At 43.5% G+C, this 19,768-nt stretch carries 20 protein-coding genes; 12 read left to right on the top strand and 8 right to left on the bottom strand.

Annotated elements, in window-relative coordinates:
• Positions 1-384 precede the first annotated feature (384 nt).
• Positions 385-1,896: a flavin monoamine oxidase family protein gene (locus V1497_RS02290; protein ID WP_349409379.1), complete on the top strand. Its 1,512-nt coding sequence runs from the start codon at positions 385-387 to the stop codon at positions 1,894-1,896.
• 31 nt (positions 1,897-1,927) lie between these two features.
• Here V1497_RS02290 and V1497_RS02285 read toward each other — a convergent pair whose 3' ends face one another.
• Positions 1,928-2,485, bottom strand: a complete 558-nt coding sequence (locus V1497_RS02285; protein ID WP_349409378.1) for a hypothetical protein — start codon at positions 2,483-2,485, stop codon at positions 1,928-1,930.
• A gap of 286 nt (positions 2,486-2,771) precedes the next feature.
• Between V1497_RS02285 and V1497_RS02280 the strand changes: the two genes are divergently transcribed.
• Positions 2,772-3,680: a zinc-dependent metalloprotease gene (locus tag V1497_RS02280; protein ID WP_349409377.1), complete on the top strand. Its 909-nt coding sequence runs from the start codon at positions 2,772-2,774 to the stop codon at positions 3,678-3,680.
• Between the two features lie 244 nt (positions 3,681-3,924).
• Here V1497_RS02280 and V1497_RS02275 read toward each other — a convergent pair whose 3' ends face one another.
• Together V1497_RS02275 and V1497_RS02270 are read right to left on the bottom strand one after the other, a co-directional pair.
• Positions 3,925-4,479: a hypothetical protein gene (locus V1497_RS02275; RefSeq protein ID WP_349409376.1), complete on the bottom strand. Its 555-nt coding sequence runs from the start codon at positions 4,477-4,479 to the stop codon at positions 3,925-3,927.
• 95 nt (positions 4,480-4,574) lie between these two features.
• Positions 4,575-5,375 (bottom strand): peptidoglycan-binding protein, encoded by an 801-nt coding sequence (locus V1497_RS02270; protein ID WP_349409375.1) that lies wholly within the window; start codon positions 5,373-5,375, stop codon positions 4,575-4,577.
• A 234-nt stretch (positions 5,376-5,609) separates the two neighbouring features.
• Between V1497_RS02270 and V1497_RS02265 the strand changes: the two genes are divergently transcribed.
• The 4 genes from V1497_RS02265 to V1497_RS02250 all read left to right on the top strand — a co-directional run bounded on the left by V1497_RS02265 (position 5,610) and on the right by V1497_RS02250 (position 11,167).
• Positions 5,610-6,878: an ATP-grasp domain-containing protein gene (locus V1497_RS02265; protein ID WP_349409374.1), complete on the top strand. Its 1,269-nt coding sequence runs from the start codon at positions 5,610-5,612 to the stop codon at positions 6,876-6,878.
• 46 nt (positions 6,879-6,924) lie between these two features.
• Positions 6,925-8,904, top strand: a complete 1,980-nt coding sequence (locus tag V1497_RS02260) for a hypothetical protein (RefSeq protein WP_349409373.1) — start codon at positions 6,925-6,927, stop codon at positions 8,902-8,904.
• 665 nt (positions 8,905-9,569) lie between these two features.
• Entirely contained in the window at positions 9,570-10,496 is a 927-nt protein-coding gene (locus tag V1497_RS02255; RefSeq protein WP_349409372.1) for an arginine deiminase family protein, read from the top strand.
• A gap of 455 nt (positions 10,497-10,951) precedes the next feature.
• Entirely contained in the window at positions 10,952-11,167 is a 216-nt protein-coding gene (locus V1497_RS02250; RefSeq protein WP_349409371.1) for a hypothetical protein, read from the top strand.
• Between the two features lie 26 nt (positions 11,168-11,193).
• Here V1497_RS02250 and V1497_RS02245 read toward each other — a convergent pair whose 3' ends face one another.
• From V1497_RS02245 to V1497_RS02235, 3 genes are all read right to left on the bottom strand, one after another.
• Positions 11,194-11,967 carry a DUF1385 domain-containing protein gene (locus V1497_RS02245; RefSeq protein ID WP_349409370.1) on the bottom strand — a complete coding sequence of 258 codons (774 nt, stop codon included), beginning with the start codon at positions 11,965-11,967 and terminating at the stop codon, positions 11,194-11,196.
• A gap of 112 nt (positions 11,968-12,079) precedes the next feature.
• Positions 12,080-12,997 (bottom strand): aldo/keto reductase, encoded by a 918-nt coding sequence (locus tag V1497_RS02240; protein WP_349409369.1) that lies wholly within the window; start codon positions 12,995-12,997, stop codon positions 12,080-12,082.
• A 115-nt stretch (positions 12,998-13,112) separates the two neighbouring features.
• The gene (locus V1497_RS02235; protein WP_349409368.1) at positions 13,113-13,586 is read right to left on the bottom strand and encodes a hypothetical protein; all 474 of its coding nucleotides are present in this window, start codon (positions 13,584-13,586) and stop codon (positions 13,113-13,115) included.
• A gap of 165 nt (positions 13,587-13,751) precedes the next feature.
• On the opposite strand from V1497_RS02235, the gene V1497_RS02230 reads away from it, so the two are divergent.
• The gene (locus V1497_RS02230) at positions 13,752-14,186 is read left to right on the top strand and encodes a CHRD domain-containing protein (RefSeq protein ID WP_349409367.1); all 435 of its coding nucleotides are present in this window, start codon (positions 13,752-13,754) and stop codon (positions 14,184-14,186) included.
• Between the two features lie 90 nt (positions 14,187-14,276).
• Here the strand turns inward: V1497_RS02230 and V1497_RS02225 are convergent, their stop codons facing one another.
• Both V1497_RS02225 and V1497_RS02220 read right to left on the bottom strand, forming a co-directional pair.
• Positions 14,277-14,792, bottom strand: coding sequence for a hypothetical protein (locus V1497_RS02225; RefSeq protein ID WP_349409366.1), 516 nt, complete (start codon positions 14,790-14,792; stop codon positions 14,277-14,279).
• Positions 14,793-15,029: 237 nt separating this feature from the next.
• Positions 15,030-16,076: an alpha/beta hydrolase gene (locus V1497_RS02220; protein WP_349409365.1), complete on the bottom strand. Its 1,047-nt coding sequence runs from the start codon at positions 16,074-16,076 to the stop codon at positions 15,030-15,032.
• 172 nt (positions 16,077-16,248) lie between these two features.
• Between V1497_RS02220 and V1497_RS02215 the strand changes: the two genes are divergently transcribed.
• The 5 genes from V1497_RS02215 to V1497_RS02195 all read left to right on the top strand — a co-directional run bounded on the left by V1497_RS02215 (position 16,249) and on the right by V1497_RS02195 (position 19,696).
• Positions 16,249-16,959 (top strand): SgrR family transcriptional regulator, encoded by a 711-nt coding sequence (locus V1497_RS02215; RefSeq protein ID WP_349409364.1) that lies wholly within the window; start codon positions 16,249-16,251, stop codon positions 16,957-16,959.
• A gap of 17 nt (positions 16,960-16,976) precedes the next feature.
• Complete coding sequence (locus V1497_RS02210) at positions 16,977-17,234, top strand: hypothetical protein (protein ID WP_349409363.1); 258 nt, start codon at positions 16,977-16,979, stop codon at positions 17,232-17,234.
• 184 nt (positions 17,235-17,418) lie between these two features.
• On the top strand, positions 17,419-17,922 hold the full coding sequence (locus V1497_RS02205) for a winged helix-turn-helix domain-containing protein (protein WP_349409362.1): 504 nt from the start codon (positions 17,419-17,421) through the stop codon (positions 17,920-17,922).
• A gap of 4 nt (positions 17,923-17,926) precedes the next feature.
• On the top strand, positions 17,927-19,201 hold the full coding sequence (locus V1497_RS02200) for an MFS transporter (protein ID WP_349409361.1): 1,275 nt from the start codon (positions 17,927-17,929) through the stop codon (positions 19,199-19,201).
• A gap of 231 nt (positions 19,202-19,432) precedes the next feature.
• The gene (locus V1497_RS02195; protein ID WP_349409360.1) at positions 19,433-19,696 is read left to right on the top strand and encodes a hypothetical protein; all 264 of its coding nucleotides are present in this window, start codon (positions 19,433-19,435) and stop codon (positions 19,694-19,696) included.
• Positions 19,697-19,768: the final 72 nt, after the last annotated feature.

Genomic DNA, 19,768 nt, shown 5'->3' with positions numbered 1-19,768 from the left:
GAAACTTCTAGAAAAAGGGGTGGGTTTTTGGCCCCATTCGACACGCCAAATTTCCCAACCCGTTAAACGTTTCTTTTTACATTGTCTCCATGTATAATTAATCCTTTACCTTATTGACTGAATTTTCTGGTATCAAGGTTCTATTTCTGGAATACTCTCCAAAATTCACCATGATTCTGTCTTCCGTGCGCTAAAGAAGCGACAAAACCTGTCAGGAAACAGACTATAGTCTGCTTTCTATGTTCCGTTAATGATTCATCTATTTTTTTGGGTAATCCGCCAAAAAAATATAAACCCCCTTAACTTCCACATATAACCAACCCACATATCTTTTATATCCCCCTAATACTTTAGTTGTAGCATGTAACTCAATGGAGGGATCTCATGAGATATCTGCCCTATGGAAGGTACTATCCAAGATTTTACCGATCGTATTCTTACCGTTCGCCTAAGTATCCCGAAGATATGCTTTCCATCCTACAGAACGGACTGTCGACTACGAAAAATCCTAAACACGTAATCATCCTCGGCGCGGGAATGGCAGGCCTTGTTACAGGGTATCTATTAAAAAAAGCCGGCCATCAAGTAACGATCCTTGAAGGGAATGACCGTGTAGGCGGGAGAGTATATACGGTTCGTGAGCCTTTTACAGAAGAGAATTATCTAGACATGGGTGCCATGAGAATCCCGGAAAACCATTACCTTGTGAATGAGCTTATAAGAAAATTCAACCTTCCTATCAATACGTTTATAAATACCACTGAAAAAGATATCATCTATACCAATGGGGTGAAGACCACCCGAGGGGAATACAAAAAAAATCCGGATATCCTCCGATTCCCTGTTGAGCCTCATGAAAAAGGAAAAACAGCCACAGAATTAATGATGATGGCCGTTACTCCATTCTTGACCCTCTTTCAAAACAGCAGCCCTGAACAACGTAAAGTAATCCTCAGACAGTTCGATCGTTACTCGATGGAAAATTTTTTACGATTCAATCCGATTGGACCATCTTTATCCCCAAATGCCATACGTATGGTAAAAGTCATGCTGGGTTTTGAAGGGTTCGCAGAGCTTTCCTTTACGGATATTCTTTTTGACATCATTAACAATGTATTTAATGAGGATCTGCAATTTTATGAAATCACAGGTGGGAATGATCAATTACCGAAAGCTTTTTTAAAGGAACTCAGCGACGATATTCACTATAACGAAAAGGTTGAGTCCATCACTCATGGAAAAGATGAGGTTACAGTTGAAACACTGAATATGAAAGATGAAGAAATCCATCTCTTTTCCGGAGACCTGTTGATTGTGGCCATCCCATTTTCGGTGTTTCAATTTATAGAGGTAATCCCTTATCATACCTTTTCATTTGATAAGTGGAAGGTAATTAGAGAATTGCATTATGTCGCTTCTGTTAAAGTAGGTGTTGAATTCAAAAAGAAATTTTGGGAAGAGGAAGGCTTGGAGGGTGCCAACCTTATTACGGATTTTCCAAATCGGTTCACCTACACACCCAGCCTAAATAAGAAGAAACAGACGGGTGTCGTACTTGCAAGTTATAGCTGGGGCGATAATGCGAAGCTCTGGAATAGTTTAACGAATGAGGAGCGTATTCGCCAGGCCCTTCAGGATTTAGCAAAAGTCCATGGAAATCAAGTCTATGATGAATTTATAAACGGTACATCATTCAGCTGGAGTCAAAATCCTTTTTCAGGCGGTTGTTTCACTTTATATAAACCAAATCAAGCATCCGTATTTCCTGAAGTCATCCGGAGACCTGAAGGACGTATCCATTTTGCCGGAGAACACACATCAGACTTCCACGGGTGGATTGAAGGTGCCGTCCAATCAGGAGTGAGAGCCGCATACGAGGTTAACGAGCGACCCTAATTCGAAAAAAGCCCCTGCAACGGAAGCCTGTTTAGTGAAACATTTTCTTAGCTGCATTATGTGCACTTTTATAAAATGGATTGAAACTCTTTAGGTCACTAGGTAGATACTCGACCGTGATCAATCCTGGATGGTTCCTTTGTTGTGTTTTATATAGGACACTTAACTCTTCCTGCGCTTTTCTTAAGGAAGGTCTTTTTTTGAAATTCATCCCTTCCTTTATCACCTCATCAATATAATTCACATCGGAATAAATCACCACGTTTTGGTTGAAGCCGATATATTTTTCAAAATGTGTCAATGCGAAAGTCACAGCCTTCAGTTCTCCATAAAGATTCACCATCAGACTATCCTTCAGTGGGTAGACGAACTGCCGTTTAACGATAACTGAAGCATTCGAAACGTACGAGCAAGCTACCGCCATTGAACTGTTACCTGCAAGCATCGACATGTCACAGTAAACATATAGCGTATCCCTACTATAATACTGTTGATAAATTTGCTCTTTGATCTTTGATGGAACCTTCGCGCCGTACTTAGGCCAAAAGTCAGGCTTTTTCATCCTCTTGAGGTTACCTTTTGGTTTCATAGACTCCCCTCTTTCCAATGTCGATATGCTGTTTCACTATTTCTCTTCCAAGCTCTGGAATCCCTTTTATCATTTACGATAAATCCACAACTTCAGACCTATTCAACATTGTGGTTGTCCCTTTAATCACCATTCTCTTCTGGCTTTATAAATTTTTTGTTAAGAAACTAAGTCCTTTTCTCTCAGACATAAATTGACAAAAATCAACCAAAAGCCCCCCGAAATGAGAGTCAATGTTGTGCTAGATTAATAGACGCACAATAAAAAACCTTAGGGGGTAAAAGGAATGAAAGGTAAACGCTTTGCAGCGCTCACTCTAGCATTATCATTAACATTAGCTCCAGGACTAACGGATGCAGCCAATTCCGAGAAGACAATGGTTGACTCACAAGGAAATGAAGTGAGCTTCGGTCACGAACTTCCGAAAGCAAAAACAAAAGGAAAAGAAACATTCGATCAGCCAGCAGAAATTGAAAACACGACTGTCGCAGACGTTTTCAATGAAAAGGGTAAAAAGATCGGGCAAAAGAAGTTTGAGAAAAACGTAGAACAGAAGAATAAGGCTGAGAAAAAAGATAAGCAGAAAAACAAGAAAAATGAAGAAGGCGAACTTTGCATCCTCTTCTGTGGTGGAGGCGGTGACCCTGGCGATGGAGACGGCGGTACCGATCCAGGTGCAGCTCGTGTCGTAACTGTATTCGTTGCAGTAGACGAAGAATATCGTGCGGCTCACAGCGACTGGCAGACATTGACCCAAAATATCGTTGAGAATGCAGACAACGGCTTCCAACGTGACCACAACATCGACTTTCAGGTGAAAGCATTCGGTGAATGGTCTTCTCAAGGTGCAAATGCTTCTGAAATCCTACAAGACTTAGACCGTGACTGGAACGGTACAGGACATGACTTCCTTGTCGGTTTCACGAAGGATTCGAACTTCAACGCAGGTGGAATTGCGTACGTATACAGCTCTTCCCCATACGGTAGTGCGGTTTCCGTCAACCTTGATCAAGGTGCGACGAACACATGGCACGCAGCACAACATGAGTTCTCTCACAACTACGGTCTCGGTCACGTTCAACAAGGAAGTGGCGTCAAGTGCATCATGAACTATGACTACTCTTACAGTGTCGACTATTGGCACCAAAGCCACGACGACCAGATCCAATCAAATAAAGGCTGGTACGGAAATTAAGAATATATAAGGAAAAGAGCGACCCAATTGCAGGTCGCTCTTTTTTGTCGGTGTCAGGCACTGTTTTCAACCCCTTGGTATGACTGGAACGCTCCTAAGTGTCAGGCACCGGTAGTAGGATTTTACTGATTTCAAAGTATTTGGGATGGTTTTCTAAGTATTTGGGGTGTTTTTCGAAGTATTTTGCGATTTTTCTAAGTAAATGAGACGTTTTCCGAAGTATTTAGGAGGTTTTTCTAGCCCTTCACTCAAAATCCTCGTACTTCAATTCTTCATCATTACGATCAAAAAGCTTCATTTCATACACGTTATCCCACATTTTTGTGCGTTTTTCTTCGATTCCAGGCTCTTTTTGATACCAAACGAAGAAATCTTCGTCTGCTACATCAATTTGGTAAACTTCATCATATAAGGTGAACTCGATATGATCGAGTTTCCGATTGATATTTTCACCGACTAGAACCGTGTACTCCCCTTGATCGGTTTGAACCGGTTGGTGTGTGATTGGGTTAGATCCCGAATATGTACCTTTATATTCATAGCGGTTCAGCAGCGGAGCTTTTTTGAACGTAGAATATTGGATACGTGAAGACCCCTCAATCGTCCTTAAGAAAACAAGATAACGATTGGTCCCTTCAATATGTACCGTTTGAATATACTCAGCCGCCTCAGCCACTCCACCCGGTCCATTTAATTCTTCAGCAAACTGCTCAATATCTGAAATCGGATAAAAAGCCTCATAGAAGAGCCAGACCATCGACACGACAATGGCAACGATTAAAACCTTCTTCTTTTTCATTTCGCTCCTCCCTCTCTTTTTCCATTATATAGAAGGAAGGCGAAATAAGTAATCAAATCTCCCACAGCCTTCATCAGCTGTGGGAGTTTCCATATTTATTCTACAACTGTTACTTTTACGTCACGACGGCCCCATTGCATCGCGTCATCTTGGTTCGGGATGAAAACGTCGATGCGGTTACCTTTCACAGCTCCACCCACGTCAGCGGCAATCGCTGTGCCATAGCCTTCAACTTTTACGATGGATCCAAGTGGAATCACTTGAGGGTCTACCGCAATGACCTTCGCATCCGGATACTTTTTCAGGTCAAGCCCCATTTTCGTAACGCCTGAACAGCCCTCGCAATTTGCTGTATACGCTGTACTTTCAACGGTCAGAGTCTTACCTGCAGCTGTACTTTTCGACGCTTTACTATCCAACTTCGCGCGTGTATTCGGGCCTGCAATCCCGTCTACTGTCAGTCCATAAGCACGTTGGAAGCTCTTGACGGCACTCTTCGTATTGCTTCCATAAATTCCATCCAGATTGCCGCTGAAATGGCCTGTCTTCTTCAATTGACTCTGGATATGTATGACTTGCTTTCCGATGTCCCCGTAACGGAGCACCTGGATTGCGTGATTCGTGTTCGGTCCTGCAATCCCATCCTGCTTCAGGTTTCGGGATGCTTGGAAATCCTTGACCGCTTCTTCAGTAATTGGTCCGTAATAGCCTGTTGACGTATGATAAGGAAACTTTCCTTTAGTCATCAAGTAATCTTGTAATTCTACAACATCAGAACCTCGATCGCCTTCGCTCAACGTACGATCTCCAAGTTCTGCGGATGCGAATGATGGTGTTGCAATCAATACAACTGCCGCAACAAAGACCATCATTAACGCTTTCATTTTATGTTTCATGATTTATTCCTCCCCTTTCATGTGCTTACCTAAAATGGATTCGGGGGAAAATGATGTTATTCGAGGATAATAGATGAATTCACAACGTTTAGACCACGATTCGACCATATAATGGTTTTTGTACTAGGACCCTCACAAGCTTACATTTGAATTTTCAGAATTTTACTGTGATAATGGGTTTGAAAGGTGGTTTTACGAGGAAAAAACTACCAAACTAGTAAAGGAGCGATGACTTTGGAATTGGAACAGATGGATCTTCCACAAACTTTGGAGAAAGATGGAGATGACCAAACGAAACCGTATCTAACCGCTCTGATCGGTTGGAGTCTCCCAGCGATTGAGGCTTGTGCCAAGCTGGATAAGCCGTTTGTCGTCGTTGGACCCCCGGACTTTGAACATTTTGCAGAAAAGAACGACATCACATTCATCGGATGGAATTTCGATCGTTTGAATGAAGGCTCGGACTTGCTCTTCAAAAAATTGAAGGCGCTCGGAGCTGAAGTCGCCGTCCCTTTATATGAAGAATGTGTTGAATGGGCTGGTGCTTTAAATTCCCGCTTCCGACAAGAACCAAGGGTATTCAACCGTTCCCTACTCCTTAGAGATAAAGGGATGATGAAACGTAAAGCACAAATCGCCGGCATCAAGGTTGGTGTATTTGAAGAAGCTCACAGTAAAGATGATGTAAAACGATTTTTAAAACGCGTAAACGAAGCGTTATTGAAGGTTGAAGGTGATAAAAACGACCCGATTCACGTGAAACCGCTCGATAAAGCTGGCTCTGTCGGTCACCGTGCCATTGAGGACCCGGAAGAAATTGATGCGTTGACGGATAACGATTTCCCACTACTGATGGAGAGTCATTTGGACGGTCAGGAATTTTCCTGTGAAGTCTTCGTCCATAATGGTAAAATCCAATTCTTGAACATCACCGAATACGTGAAGCTCGGTTATTCAAACTTCGTCCCTGCTTCACCAAGCCTCGAAGAAAAACGCCCACAAATCCGTAAAGCGATTGAACAACTGATTAATGCCTTTGAAATCGAGTACGGGGTCATCCACCCTGAATATTTCATCACCCCAGACGGCACACTCCATTTCGGTGAAGTTGCTGCCCGTGTCCCTGGAGGCCACATTTTCGATTTGATTGAACGCGCACACGGCTTCAATGCCTATCAAGCTCAGATTCTCTGCAGCGATCCGAACACAACCGAAGAAGAACTCCGCAACTTTTTCCCTTCCGATGAACGGGAACCAGAAGGATATGCCGGCTGCTTAATGGTCCACCCTCACATCAACTACATCCAAGACTTGAACGTTCCAGAAGAACTTGAAGAACACCCGTACTTTGAAAAACATGATATGTTCACCCCAGAACAAGGAAAGGTATCCGAGCGGGTCGGTTTCGGAAACCATTACGGTACGATTTTCTTTTACGGAAAAGATAGCGAAGAAATGCGCGGCCTTCTCAAACAGTATGAGAAGTACGATTTCTATCGATAAAACCTGGTACGGAGTGATGCCATTTTACTAGAAAAGGAGTTGGACAATGACTTCAGAATTGACCGAAAAGAAAGTTGAACGTTTCGCCAAAGCACTGGACGATTTGGAAAAATCCGCAACCTTCGCCAAGTCCATGTACCAGACCGACGTTTACCAGGAGGCTGGGCGTCTGATGGAAACGGTGGATGGCATGGAAACCTTATACGGATTCGCCGACCGTTTTGATGAGGCCGGCGTCTTCTCTTCAGGTCCGTGGGAAGAAGCCGCTAAATTGCAGGCTCCTCTCGTAAGCGGATCTTTGAAATCCAAGGGACTCGCTTCGATCATCGAAGTGATGAGTGATATGCGGATGCTCGCCATCGCAAAAGGAAGAGTGAGCCACCCTGCCGTTACCCAACAGGATGCTGAAGAATTCTTGAACGAAGTGATGGCACTGAATCTTGACCTGCTCTTTCCGAGCGGTTCAGAGGAATCACGGATCGAACAGGCTGAAAATGCCGAGCAATACGATCGTGCCCAGCGTTTCTTCCAGTTCCTGTTCACGCAGCTCTCTTCCATCTCGTTATCAAAGACACTTCTAGTCGAAATTGACCAGTTGACCGCCCAACGCCCGATTATCGTAAAACGGATCATATCCATGATCCGGACAGCAAAGCGATTGTTGGAAACGGAAGGACCTGAAAATAAACCGGAGGATCTTCAGCAATATGTCGAAGCTGTTGAAGGGCCCTCTCCATTAAGTAAAAAGTTTCCGAACTTGAACGACTACCGGAAAGAGCTGAAAAACGTCTATGGTGATGACCTTGTCACCGAAGCAGAGGCACTTGCCGATTCAATGCAACGGACTGGAATCGTCGCTCCGCACCACGCAATCCTTTTGCGTGCATTGAATAAAACAAAGCCTGAGTTGCTTCCGGTCGCGTTGAAGGTGACAGACAAAGGGAAAGCGAATCTTGAGGAGCATATCGAGCTCGTCAAACAACTGATCAAAGTGGCGATCTACCCAGCGACAGCACAGACCATTTATGGACTCGCAAAAATGCTCGACCGTGGTGTGTTGTCATCAACACCCGTTGCTCCTGGATTGCGGCGCCTCGTCGAACTTGATATCCGACCGGAAGTTCGCAAAGAACTTTTCAATGCGTATGAGTATCGGAGTGGCCTGACAGCCAACTCGATCCTCGTTTCCGGAGTGATCAGCGTGTTAGGTCAGCCGCTCGGCGTCGGCCAAGGTTTGAACCCGACCTGTCAGTCCGCAAGGGGCATAAGCCTTTGGGCTCAGCACGCACCAGGTTATCTCCTAGAGTTGATCCCGCGTGCTGCACGTGATGGGGATATCGATCTGACATTTGAAGGAACGGCAATCCATTCGAAGGACTTGAAGGGTGGATTGGCACCAGAACTCCACAAGGAGCTCGATCCAGTTTCGCTCGTGCTCGTTCCACATCTTGATCGGATTTATAACGAGATGATGACACGTGTCGCCTTACGAGGCGAAGACGGTCATAAATGGGTGAACCCGGAGTTTTACGGAACATGGGTCCAGCGTGGATTCAGCTCCGTCATTGAACCTGTGACCGGCACCGTGACCGATTATCAAGGGTATGTCCGCCTGTTCTATGCGACGCACCACCCGGATTACAATGACGATTACGAGTTGATCTATCCGAACCCAGTCGGCATTTTCATTACGAATGTACACGGTAAATTGCTCGGCTTCCACGCCGTGTCGATCTTACGCATCGCACAGGTTCCGACCGGCGATTATCGGATCTACTTCTACAACCCGAATAACGATGGCTCGCAAAACTGGGGCCAGGGCATCGAGCCAAGTGTCTCTGGAAACGGCGAACGCGAAGGGGAATCCTCCCTTCCATTCGACCAGTTCGTCTCCCGGTTGTATGCGTTCCATTACAACCCGTACGAACAAGGGGATGCATTCGCGGTTGAAGATGAAATCGTCGCTCGGATTGAAAACCTGGCACGAGAAAGCTGGGGAGCTGAATATACGTGGGTGAACCTATAAAATCAACAAGGACTGTCCGTTTAGAACGGACAGTCCTTTTCTTATTTCGTGCAAAAGCTATGAGAAGCTGATGGCAGTTACGTCACGGCAGTCAATCGTCATAACTGACGTACCAATTGTCTGATAAATCGTTACACAACACGTCTTAGGATCGAAGCACAAAAATTTCCCTGTTACTGACGAGCCATTGAACATGACAGTCACCTGAGTCCCAGGCGTCAATTTACGGAACGTATCACACGCACAGCCTGTACATTTATTACACTTGGAGTGACGGTGGGAATTGGAACAAGAATTACAGCTAGATTTTTTGCAAGAACATGAGCACGAATAAGACTGAGAACATGAACAACTCATATTCGTATTCCCTCCTTTCTAAAAGGGAATACTATATTCTATTAAACTCGCACACAAAATGCATAGACCCATCTACTAGATTTAGAAAAATAAGTGTCAGGCACTTCAATTCACCCCCTGGGGCCCAACGGTTCTGAAAAGTGTCAGACACCATCTGCAAATGCACGTGTCACAAGGCGTCCGAGATGGTGTCTGACACTCCCGTTTCTATTTATTTACAAATGGTAGGTTTAACAGCAACAAATTCGGGAAAAACACCCTTACGTTTAATTATCACAATGTACATATATAAAGGAGGATGTTGGGCCTTGTTAAAGAATAAGCTGATGCCATTTTGTGATTCAGAGAATAAAACACTGAGAGAAGTAATCGTGTGTGCACCTACTTCGTATGATGTTCCGGAATCTGCAGCAGACGCTGTCGGATTCGTAAACGAGTATCATAGTGAGGAAGCACATGCCCAACACGAAGAGCTGAAATCCAAGCTTCAAGCATTCGGCTGTCATGTTCATGATATAAGCTCAGGGTGCGATGAAGAGATATGGGGGCGCCTGGTAAACCGGATCTTTGTCCGAGATATCGCAGGAGTGTTCGGCAATAAAATCATCTTAGGTAAATCTGAAGCCGAGATCAGGAGTCCAGACTTCCAATGCTCGCAATCTTACATGAAGGAACTGTTCGAGACGAAGGATCTCAGCTCGTTGCCTGAATCCGTTGCCCTTGAATTCGGCGATTTCATGATCCTGAATCAAGATTGTGTTCTAGTCAATGTCGGTCATCGTTCTCAAAATAAAGAGAAGCTTGCGGAATACCTGCTTGACCTTGGTGTTAAGGAAATCGGCTTCGTTTCATTGCCACAATCGGTGGAATCCCTGCACCTTGATGTGATGTGTAACATCTTAGGTGAAAACCGATTCTTAGCAGCGCCAGCCATGAAGTTTTTCCCTGTGGAAGTAGTGAAACAGAATGCTGTGGACCCTCATTTCGAGACGGTTGATCAGTTTGTCGGCAGATATGGCTTTGAAACCTTTTGGTTACCGGATCAACCGTATTTGCTCGACTATACCAATTTCATTAATCTGGACAAAAATACAGCGCTCATTAACGAAAATGCGCGAGCACAATTCGAAAAATGGTTCCCAGAACACGATTTCATCGGTGCGAATGTTGATGAACTCCAAAACGGTGCAGGTAGCATCCGTTGCATGACCCTGCCGATTGTACGGGAGGATTAATCGAATGATCCGAAGGTGTGACTTCGCGCGCCTTTGGATCTTTTTTTGTTGCGATTGGTGGACGACGATTTTTGGACAAAAATCTTACTTATGGTAGGAGCGGAAAATCGAAACAGGTTCATCTTTTGACCATATAGGTTCATAATTTCTGATCTAGGTTCAAAATTTCTAATCTGGGTTCATAAATCTCAAAATAGGTTCATAACTCCTGATCTAGGTTCATAATCATCCTCCGACTCTCCCACAGTCCTCCCCACATACAAAAAAAGATCCTTTCCTCAGAAAGGATCACCCGATTCATCTTCTCCTCAACTTTTGCTGCCTCTTACTCTTCTTAGAATGTCCAATAACCATCGATGACACCTTCCAAATCCTTTGACTATATGTAAGAGATTGGTTCTTTTTTCATGATATGATAGTTAAAGGAAAGAAGGTCGGAATTCGGAGGTTAGAAGATGAACCGGAGTAGAATTTTGTTTTGGGGAATGTTTGTCATCATTTTGTTCGTGTACTATCAAATTTTCACATTATTAGAAACGTACGTCGTCCCGCTATGGTTTCCGAATCCAACAGCCGTCCAGCTCGTTTACATGGGGACGATTGTCATCCTATGGTTCCTCATTTCCCTGATCACAACCGTCAAGCTTGTTCAATCATTAACGGCAAAATAAAAAAGCAGGCTTCCCGCCTGCTTTTTTTAGTTTCCAGATAAAACACCATCGTACGCAGCGACCGCAACTTCAATGTGCTGTTCGCTCGGTTGAGATGTGAACAATAAATATTGACACGCATATCCCACGAGATAAATCGGCTTCAACAGCTTGTTCACCGTTTTGTTCCGGAGGATGAACACTTCATACCCGAGTAAGAATGCAAGTAATACCGCCAACAATCCGCCAAACATGAGATAAAGAACAGAGTAGAACAAGAAGATGAACACAACCAGGTTCGTCCCACAGTTCTTATGTATTCTCGTGTATTGCATGACGTTCTCTGTTGATAGATTTCGAGAAGCAGCATACGCATTATCCACCATATGCTCGGCCCCATGATACTTCCCGAGTGGCGTCAGCTTAACGATCAATGCGAAAAGAAGAAAGAATGAACCGAATACGACAATGTGTTGAACCTGTTCAGGAAAAATCGCCAAGACCTTCTGTAAAAAGCCATTGGCCTGCGCGTTGTTGAACACATCCACCTTACCGCCCGTCACTTTAGGCAGCATGAAAATGAGAAGGATGCCCAAATACGCCTTCCAGTTCATCAACACCGTTCTCACCATCATCCAGATGCCACGAAGAAAAGGAATCTTCTCGATCTTTTGCTTCCACTTCATCAGACGATCCGGGATGAATTTTTCGACCTTAAGTACGATTTCTCCTTTCTTATCCCGCGACGCCTTCACTTTCTTGGACTTTCCAAAATACATGACCGAATTCAGCCCGGCCATACCACCTTGAATACTACTCACCCAACTCCTCCTCTCGATACTACCGACATGTTATTCTTCTATCATACCACATATTCCGAATATTTTAACAATTTAAAAAGAGTAGATTCATAAGAATCCACTCTAACAAAAGTTAAGGCAGATCATTCCCCGCCGCTCTATATAGCTCATACCATTCCTGGCGTGTCAGTTTGATGTCAGAAGCTTTGGCAATGTCAGTCATCCGCTTCGGGTTCATCGTTCCGACGACCGGTTGGATATTCGCTGGATGACGGAGAATCCAGGCAATCGCAATCGCTGAATCTGTCACGCTATATTTATCGGCAAATTCCTGCAGCTTCGCGTTCACTTCTGGGTAATCGTCATTTCCGACAAAAGCTCCTTCAATCATGCCATACTGGAACGGCGACCACGCTTGGATCGTCAAGTTGTTCAACCGGCTGTACTCGAGCATACTGCCGTCCCGCATATTCGCTCCTTCGTGCTGCATGTTCACGTTCACGCCAGCATCAATCATGGGTGTATGCATGATACTGAACTGCATCTGGTTGATGATCAGCTCCTGATCCAGACTGCGTTTCAACAGCTCAATTTGCATCGGGTTATGGTTGCTCACACCAAAATGACGGACCTTTCCGCTCTCCTTCAACTCATTGAACGCTTCCGCCACCTCATCCGGCTCCATCAACGCATCCGGTCGATGCAGCATGAAAATGTCTATGTAATCCGTGTTCAACCGCTTCAAGCTCTGTTCAGCAGATTGAAGGATATGTTCCTTCGAAAAGTCATAAAAGCCTTTACGGATTCCACACTTCGTCTGGATGATCATCTTTTCACGGAGAGAAGAGTTCATGTCGACCGCTTCAGCAAAGCGCTCCTCAGACGCACCCCCGCCATAAATGTCCGCATGGTCAAATAACGTAACACCTTGCTCCAACGCATTTTCAATCACTTCCGCAGCTTCCTTCGTCGAAAGACCGCTCATCCGCATGCAACCGAGCGCAATCTCGCCTGCCTCTATCCCACTATTTCCAAGTTTGATCTTCTTCACGTCCAACACCTCTTCCCGCAAGCTACCAATATACTAACATGAAAAAGTGTCAGGCACCGATTCAGAACCCTTGGTACAGCTGAGTTCCAAATCGGTGCCTGACACTTACCATCGGTTACGGATTTTCTTTCATCAGTTGGTTGACGCGGTTTTGCATGGATAGGATGACGGTTCGTTTATAGCGGGCGCCCAAATAGAGGACTTTGATTTGCTGGAAGCGGGACAGCTCCTTGAAACGGGGCTCCTTTTTCAAAAACGTGCGTACGATCGACCAGCTCTTCGGGATCAACGGATAATCGTCCACCGGCTGATTGTTCCGCATCCGCTTCACCCAGCCCTTCCAACCTTTCGGCTCACTCTCATCGACAAGACACGGGGCATACACATGCTTTGTGAAATTTTTCAAATACTCGAAGCGCTCCAAACCACTTACGAGGACGTACGTGCCGTCCTTCCGCTGCTCTTTGACGACAAGCAAATACATGCAATCCCAAACAATTCCTTGCAGGCGCTTCAAACGCTCTGTCATTTTAACGGACTGACCGGGTTTGATTTTGCTCAACGGAATGTACTGGACCGTGAATTTCACCGTTACTCTCCCCCGTTCCAATAGCCTTTCAAACAATATATGAGCAATCTGGGCGGTTGTGACAAATCTAGTTTTTGAAATCTAGCATCGATTCTAGTTTTTCATCTATACCAATCCTACTCTACTTGAATAAACTACTATAGTTACGTGCGAGGAGGTGAAGGTATGTATAAATTTTTTGTGGCTGATTTAACAGGCGGTCAAGAAGTTCCCCCGGTCAGAACGAATGCAAATGGAATGGCGAAGTTCGTTGCAGATGACTATGGAAACTGCATCAAATTCGAAATGACAGTCAACGACATCCGTGACTTCGTCCAAGCCCATATCCATTTTGGAGAGCGTGGTGTGAACGGTCCGGTGTTAGCCTTTTTATTCGGGGCTGACCTGGCAACACTTGCTGAGCAAAACGGGATCTCGACGCGTCGTGGTGTCGTGACTGGTAAAATTACGGATGATGACATCGTTCCAAACAATGTCGGTGTAAGGAATGTACAAGACCTCCTTAGACTGATGTCAAAAAAGAAGACTTACGTCAACGTCCATACAGAGCAAAACCCTGCTGGAGAAATCCGCGGGCAAATCAAGCCTGTACTGTTGTAGGAAGTCATCTTGATAAATGAAGGACAAGTTGTATGCAGCACGACCAAATAGAAACACCCCCTGCTATCCACCCGGCAGGAGGTGTCTTTTTTATAGATCATTCAAATGCTGGAGCGATTCAATCACATGGTCAATCAAGCTCGGGATATCCTCCATCTGATCCTCATTGATCCGCTGGTTGAACGTGACTTCAATCTTATTCATTAGGACGTTGCTCCCTTGCCCGTATACATATGAAATCGTTTGGGTCGGCGGCTTCTCCTGGTCCCAAATCGAATGAAGCAGCTCTTCAATCTGCGCACACTCGACCTCCACGTCATCGATCTGCATGTAAAAGCGGACGAGTAACGTACAGCCAGGATTCTCTCCCTCCACTTCCAACAGCTCAGCAGCAAGATCTTTAAGCGACGCTTCCAATACAACCTCCGCTTCGACACCCGGCTCATCCGCCAACACGAACTGCAGCTGGAATGACCTCGACATCGTTGCCATCTCCATATTGTCTACACGGTTCGTAATCGTGATTTCACTCGCAAGGTTATCCAGATCATACACGTAATTTTCAACCGCAACCTTCAAATTCTCAAAAATCGTTGGATCGTACATGGCAACCCTCTTTTCGCAACAGAAGTTTGACGTTTATTTTACCACAAAAAGAGAGAAGACTTTGTAGGAACCTAATGTCGAATGTTGAGAAAGCTTAGATAATCTCCAGAATTACTTCGAGCATCCCGTCTGAAAAAACCAATCGGATTCCACCTCACTACCCGTTTTTTTGCTTTTTCCCTTTCACGCTCATCCTCATCCACCCGCTTCAAAACGAACATACTGGCAAAAATGAATTTATAATGTCGGAATCGAAGCGTGAAGAGGATTTGACGTACTGTCCGGTTCTTCATATTCTTGTCTTCTGCCATGCCGTTCCACTCCCTTTTTTGGATGGGTCACCCGAGCGAGCCAGTTCTGCATGATTAGCTGAGCATGCTCGTGGATCGGTTTCCCCATGCTTTCTTTCAGCAGCTTTTTACTATTTAAAATCGATTTGTCCGCCCCCTGTTGTTTCAAGCCGTGCTCCATATCCTCAATCACATACGTTTCACACTCGCCTTTCACGAGGTGTTCCAATTCAGGCAATGTTTCCGAGTTTACGAGCGGATCTTTATCGCCAACGAGCGCGAGAATCGGTATGTCAATCGTACGAAGCGCTTTTCGCGTATCAAACGTAAAGTGCTCCCTGAACCAGCGGGCGTTCACCTTCGCAAACTGGTACCTGATCACATCTTTATCCGATAAAAAGATTTTCTTCATCATCTTGTTCACTTGCTTTTCGCCTTTTTCATCCACTTTCAACTTTTTATACAACCAGCCCTTGAAGCCCTTCTGAGAAAGCAGCTCTTCATACGCATTTTCACGCTGATGCTTTAACGACTGTTCCAAATTATCCGCACCTCCGGACAGGAACATCAGCCCAGCAACACGCACATCCTCAGCCAGCTTGGTCGCAATCGTTACCCCTTCACTGTGTCCAGCAACGATGATTTTATCTGCATCAACTTCATCTCTCGTTTTCAAATAATCAACAGCCCGTTTCGCGTCACAGACTAAATCGACAAAACCTGTGCTCCGCCAATTGCCCTCACTTTCACCCGTGCCGCGCTTGTCATATCGGAACGCGATATATCCGAGAGAAGTGAAGAAATCGGACAAGTCTTTATACAAGTTGGTCGGATATTTCCCTTTCGGACCGTTCCCATTCCGGTCCAGAGGTCCACTTCCAGCAATGATGAGAATCGCCGGACTCTTTTCACGCAATTTTGCTTTCGGTACGGCCAATGTGCCACAAACTCTCATCTCACCATCCAACTCAATGTTCGTTTCAAGTACATCCATCTCTTCTTCCTCCTCTTCCTCTAGACCAAGACAACAGCCGTCCTATGGTATAATTGTGAGTAATATCCACCATCAACATTATGATGAAGTTAAGAAAAGTATAGCAGGGTCGATGTGATTTAAAGAGGAAAAAGTAACGAGTGGAGATTTCCTGTTTTCGGAGGTGACAAGGATGAAGCTTGAGGAACTGTATATCCGGATCCGTACGCATTTTTCGGAGCAACCGAATGAAAAACCGATCGACATCCAGCTTCAGGACTTAGCGGATATTTCCTTTTACACGATGCGCAGCCTACGCCTTGTAATCAAGAAAATGGAGACCCTCGGCTGGATTACGTGGAAACCTGGGAAGGGCCGCGGCAATACTTCGTCCATCACCTTTCATAAAAACGTAGAGGACATCCAGCTAGAGCTTTTCAAGTCAATGATCCTTCAGGGGAAAGAAAACGAAGCGTTCATCCGAGTCGATACAGAGGCCCCTTCGATAAAGATGGCACTCTCCGACTGGTATTATCAATCCAAATTCCTCGTCCATTACGACCAAGAAAAAAACCGGATCCACATCCGGCTTCGGGAACTCATCACAAAAGAAAACGTCGAGATCTATAAGAGTATGATTATAGAGAACCTTTCCAAAACGAGACCTGGCTTCACCATCCTAATGGACATGACCGACGAACAAGTGAACACGCCTGATGTCGAAAGCGATATGCAGGAGCTTCGTAAACTGATTGCCGAAAAAGACCTGAAAGCCATCGCCACCTATACGAGTTCTCCTTATCTGAAAACTTATATGGAATCACGCCTTGAGGAAATGGGACCACATCAAACGTTCGCAAGTCGAGATAAGGCAGAGGCCTATTTGAATGAGATCGCTAATTAGATGAGGAGCATGCATTGATGAGTATTGTAGACCCCATATATATCGTAATTCCATTAATTATTTGTATTGTCCTGGCAATCCTCTTCCGTTTACGAACCAGCTTATCGATCCTCTTGCTCATCCCCATCCTAATCGGAGAGTTTATTGTTTCAGCCGTAATCGGCAGCCTATTTGGCGAGCTAGCGAAAGATGGCGGATCACTCATCATGGTTCCTGCCTTGTTCCTGACAACCTTTCTCGTCCTCATGCTGCTCAATTTCTTCTTTTTACCGTAAGGCTCTTTGGGAATAAGAATTTTAGAAGCTAGTTGGATAAAGGTTTAAAAGCTGCTGAATGGTGGCTTTTTTTCTTTGGCATAAATATATTGGAAGTTATATACAAATACAGACGGATGTGATAATCTAATTTTACAGATTGATAATCTAAAAAAATAGATTGCCATAAAAAGGAGAATACTCAATGTACGACAAACCTTTAAATGTTTCGGTTGAACAAGCAAAACTACTCGGAAATTCATTAAGAATAAAAATTATTAGTCAGCTAATCGATAAACCAAAAACATCAAAGCAAGTAGCAGAACTATTAGGTCAGTCACCTGGGAATGTTCATTATCATATAAAAAAGTTATATGATGGTGGACTAATTGAGTTAGTTGAAGAAAGACAATTTGGAGGAGTTACAGAAAAGTATTATAAATCAAAAGCAAAGTGGTTTAACTCTGAAGGCGACACATCCATTGATCCAGTATTAAATGATGATTTTCCTTCTAGAGATTCAACCTTATTAAGCCTTCGATTAAATTTAACTCCTGACCAACAAGAGGAGATAAAAGAAGAATTTAGAAAGTTTCTTGAAAAATGGGTTGTTAAAACATCTGTTAGTGATTATTCCGAAGCAGATGAATTCAGTATTGGTGTAAAAATTGTCTCAGCTAAACAAAAGACAGAAGATGAGCAGGAGTGAAGTTATGACCATATTCTTTAACAAGAATTTCTTATATATGTTTTTAGGAAGGATTGTTACAAATATTGGTGACACGTTATATGCTGTTGCTGCCATGTGGTTGGTTTCTGATTTAGGTGGCTCAACTTTTTATACGGGATTAGCAGGATTCCTCACAATTATACCAAGATTTATTCAATTCTTTGGAGGACCATTAATTGACAGAATTCCAATTCGTCCTTTGTTAATTATCACCCAATGCATTCAGTCCTTTATGTTACTAATAATTCCGATAGCATACTACTTCGACTTGTTAAGTGTCTCACTCGTTTTAATCATATCACCGATTATTACAACCTTTAATATGTTAGTTTACCCTGCACAAATGGCTGCTTTACCTACGTTTGTTGATGAAAAAGAATTAACAAAAGCAAATTCTTTATTCACCTTTGCTTATCAGGGTATCGAAACGGGATGTAATGCAATTGCTGGGATTTTACTGGTAACTATAGGTCCAATTTCTATTTACCTTTTAAACTCAGTTATGTTTCTGATAGGCGCATTACTTTTTTCACTGATAATTTTACCCAAGCAATCTAGAAAAGAAAAAGTAACGGATATGGAATCAATTTTAGCTTACGTCAAAAAGTATGGAGTTGATTTAAAAGAAGGCTTTAGCATTCTTCTGAATAAGACTTTCTCTAGACTATTATTGGGTGTGATTGCCATTAATCTGGCTGGTGGAGCTACTTTTGTTGTACTCCCTGAATTTAGTAAACAACAAGGAGGAGCAGAAGTATTTGGTTTCTTATTAATGGCACAGGCATTGGGGAGTCTTGCAGGAGCGCTATTAGCTCCATATTTAAGTCTAGAAAGATTTGGAATAGGAAAGGTATATGCTACTGCATTTTTCATTAGCGGACTATTATGGGCTATATCCGTATTTAGTCCTTGGACTTGGTTATTGATAACGATTTACGGTCTAGCTTGGTTTCCAGGCGGGGTTACAAACATATTGATAAATACTTGTATGCAAAGAGGAATACCAAAGCATTTATTGGGGAGAGTATTTTCAGCATCTTTCAGCATAAGTGGTATTGCAATGCCGTTAGGTTCACTATTAGGTGGTTTATTAGGAGTTATTATTGGAAGTGTATATGTCATTTTAATTAGTGGTATAGTTGTTTTCTTAGTTGGAATCTTTTGGATGTTTGATAAAGTTACCCAATCACTACCTAAGTCAGAAGATGTTACAGAAACAACATTTATTAAACCAATACCAAAAGCTATAGGAAATTAAAAAATGATGGTGGCTCATTGATTAACTATAGAAATCTTTATCGGTAAATTAGTCTAACTGGTAAATCCTCTTTATAAATACCCACTACTGGTATAATCTGAGAAAAAAGGAGGGGGTTGATATGAAGTAATATCACATTGGTATATTGTTGTTTGATGATGGAGATGCATTAGACTTTGCAGGTCCCTATGAAGTGTTTAACTTGTCTACTAATACAGATGAAGACGTTTTATGAATCAATTAGACATTAAAGATAAGCCGTTTTTAGTTAATACTGTGTCAGAACAAACTGGAGCCATAAGGGTACATAACGGTTTAATAATCCAACCAGATTTCTTTTTCGAAAACGCACCCGAATTTGATGTAATAGTCGTTCCTGGGGGACCTTTCCGTGCTATAAAACAAGTACAATCAAATAAAAGCATTATGAAAAGGAAAAGTTGGTTATTTCAGTCTGAACTGGGGCTATATTCCTTGCTGAAGCTGGTTTTTTAAAAGGTAAAACAAGGATGGTCAAAATAGCAACAATCTATGCGAAAAGAGCCTACCGAAAAAACGATAAACGAG

Origin of the sequence: Pseudalkalibacillus sp. SCS-8, from assembly GCF_040126055.1 — a bacterium.
Lineage (GTDB): Bacteria > Bacillota > Bacilli > Bacillales > Fictibacillaceae > Pseudalkalibacillus > Pseudalkalibacillus nanhaiensis.
The sequence above is the reverse complement of the archived record's forward strand: the minus strand, read 5'-3'. Positions and strand labels throughout refer to the sequence as shown.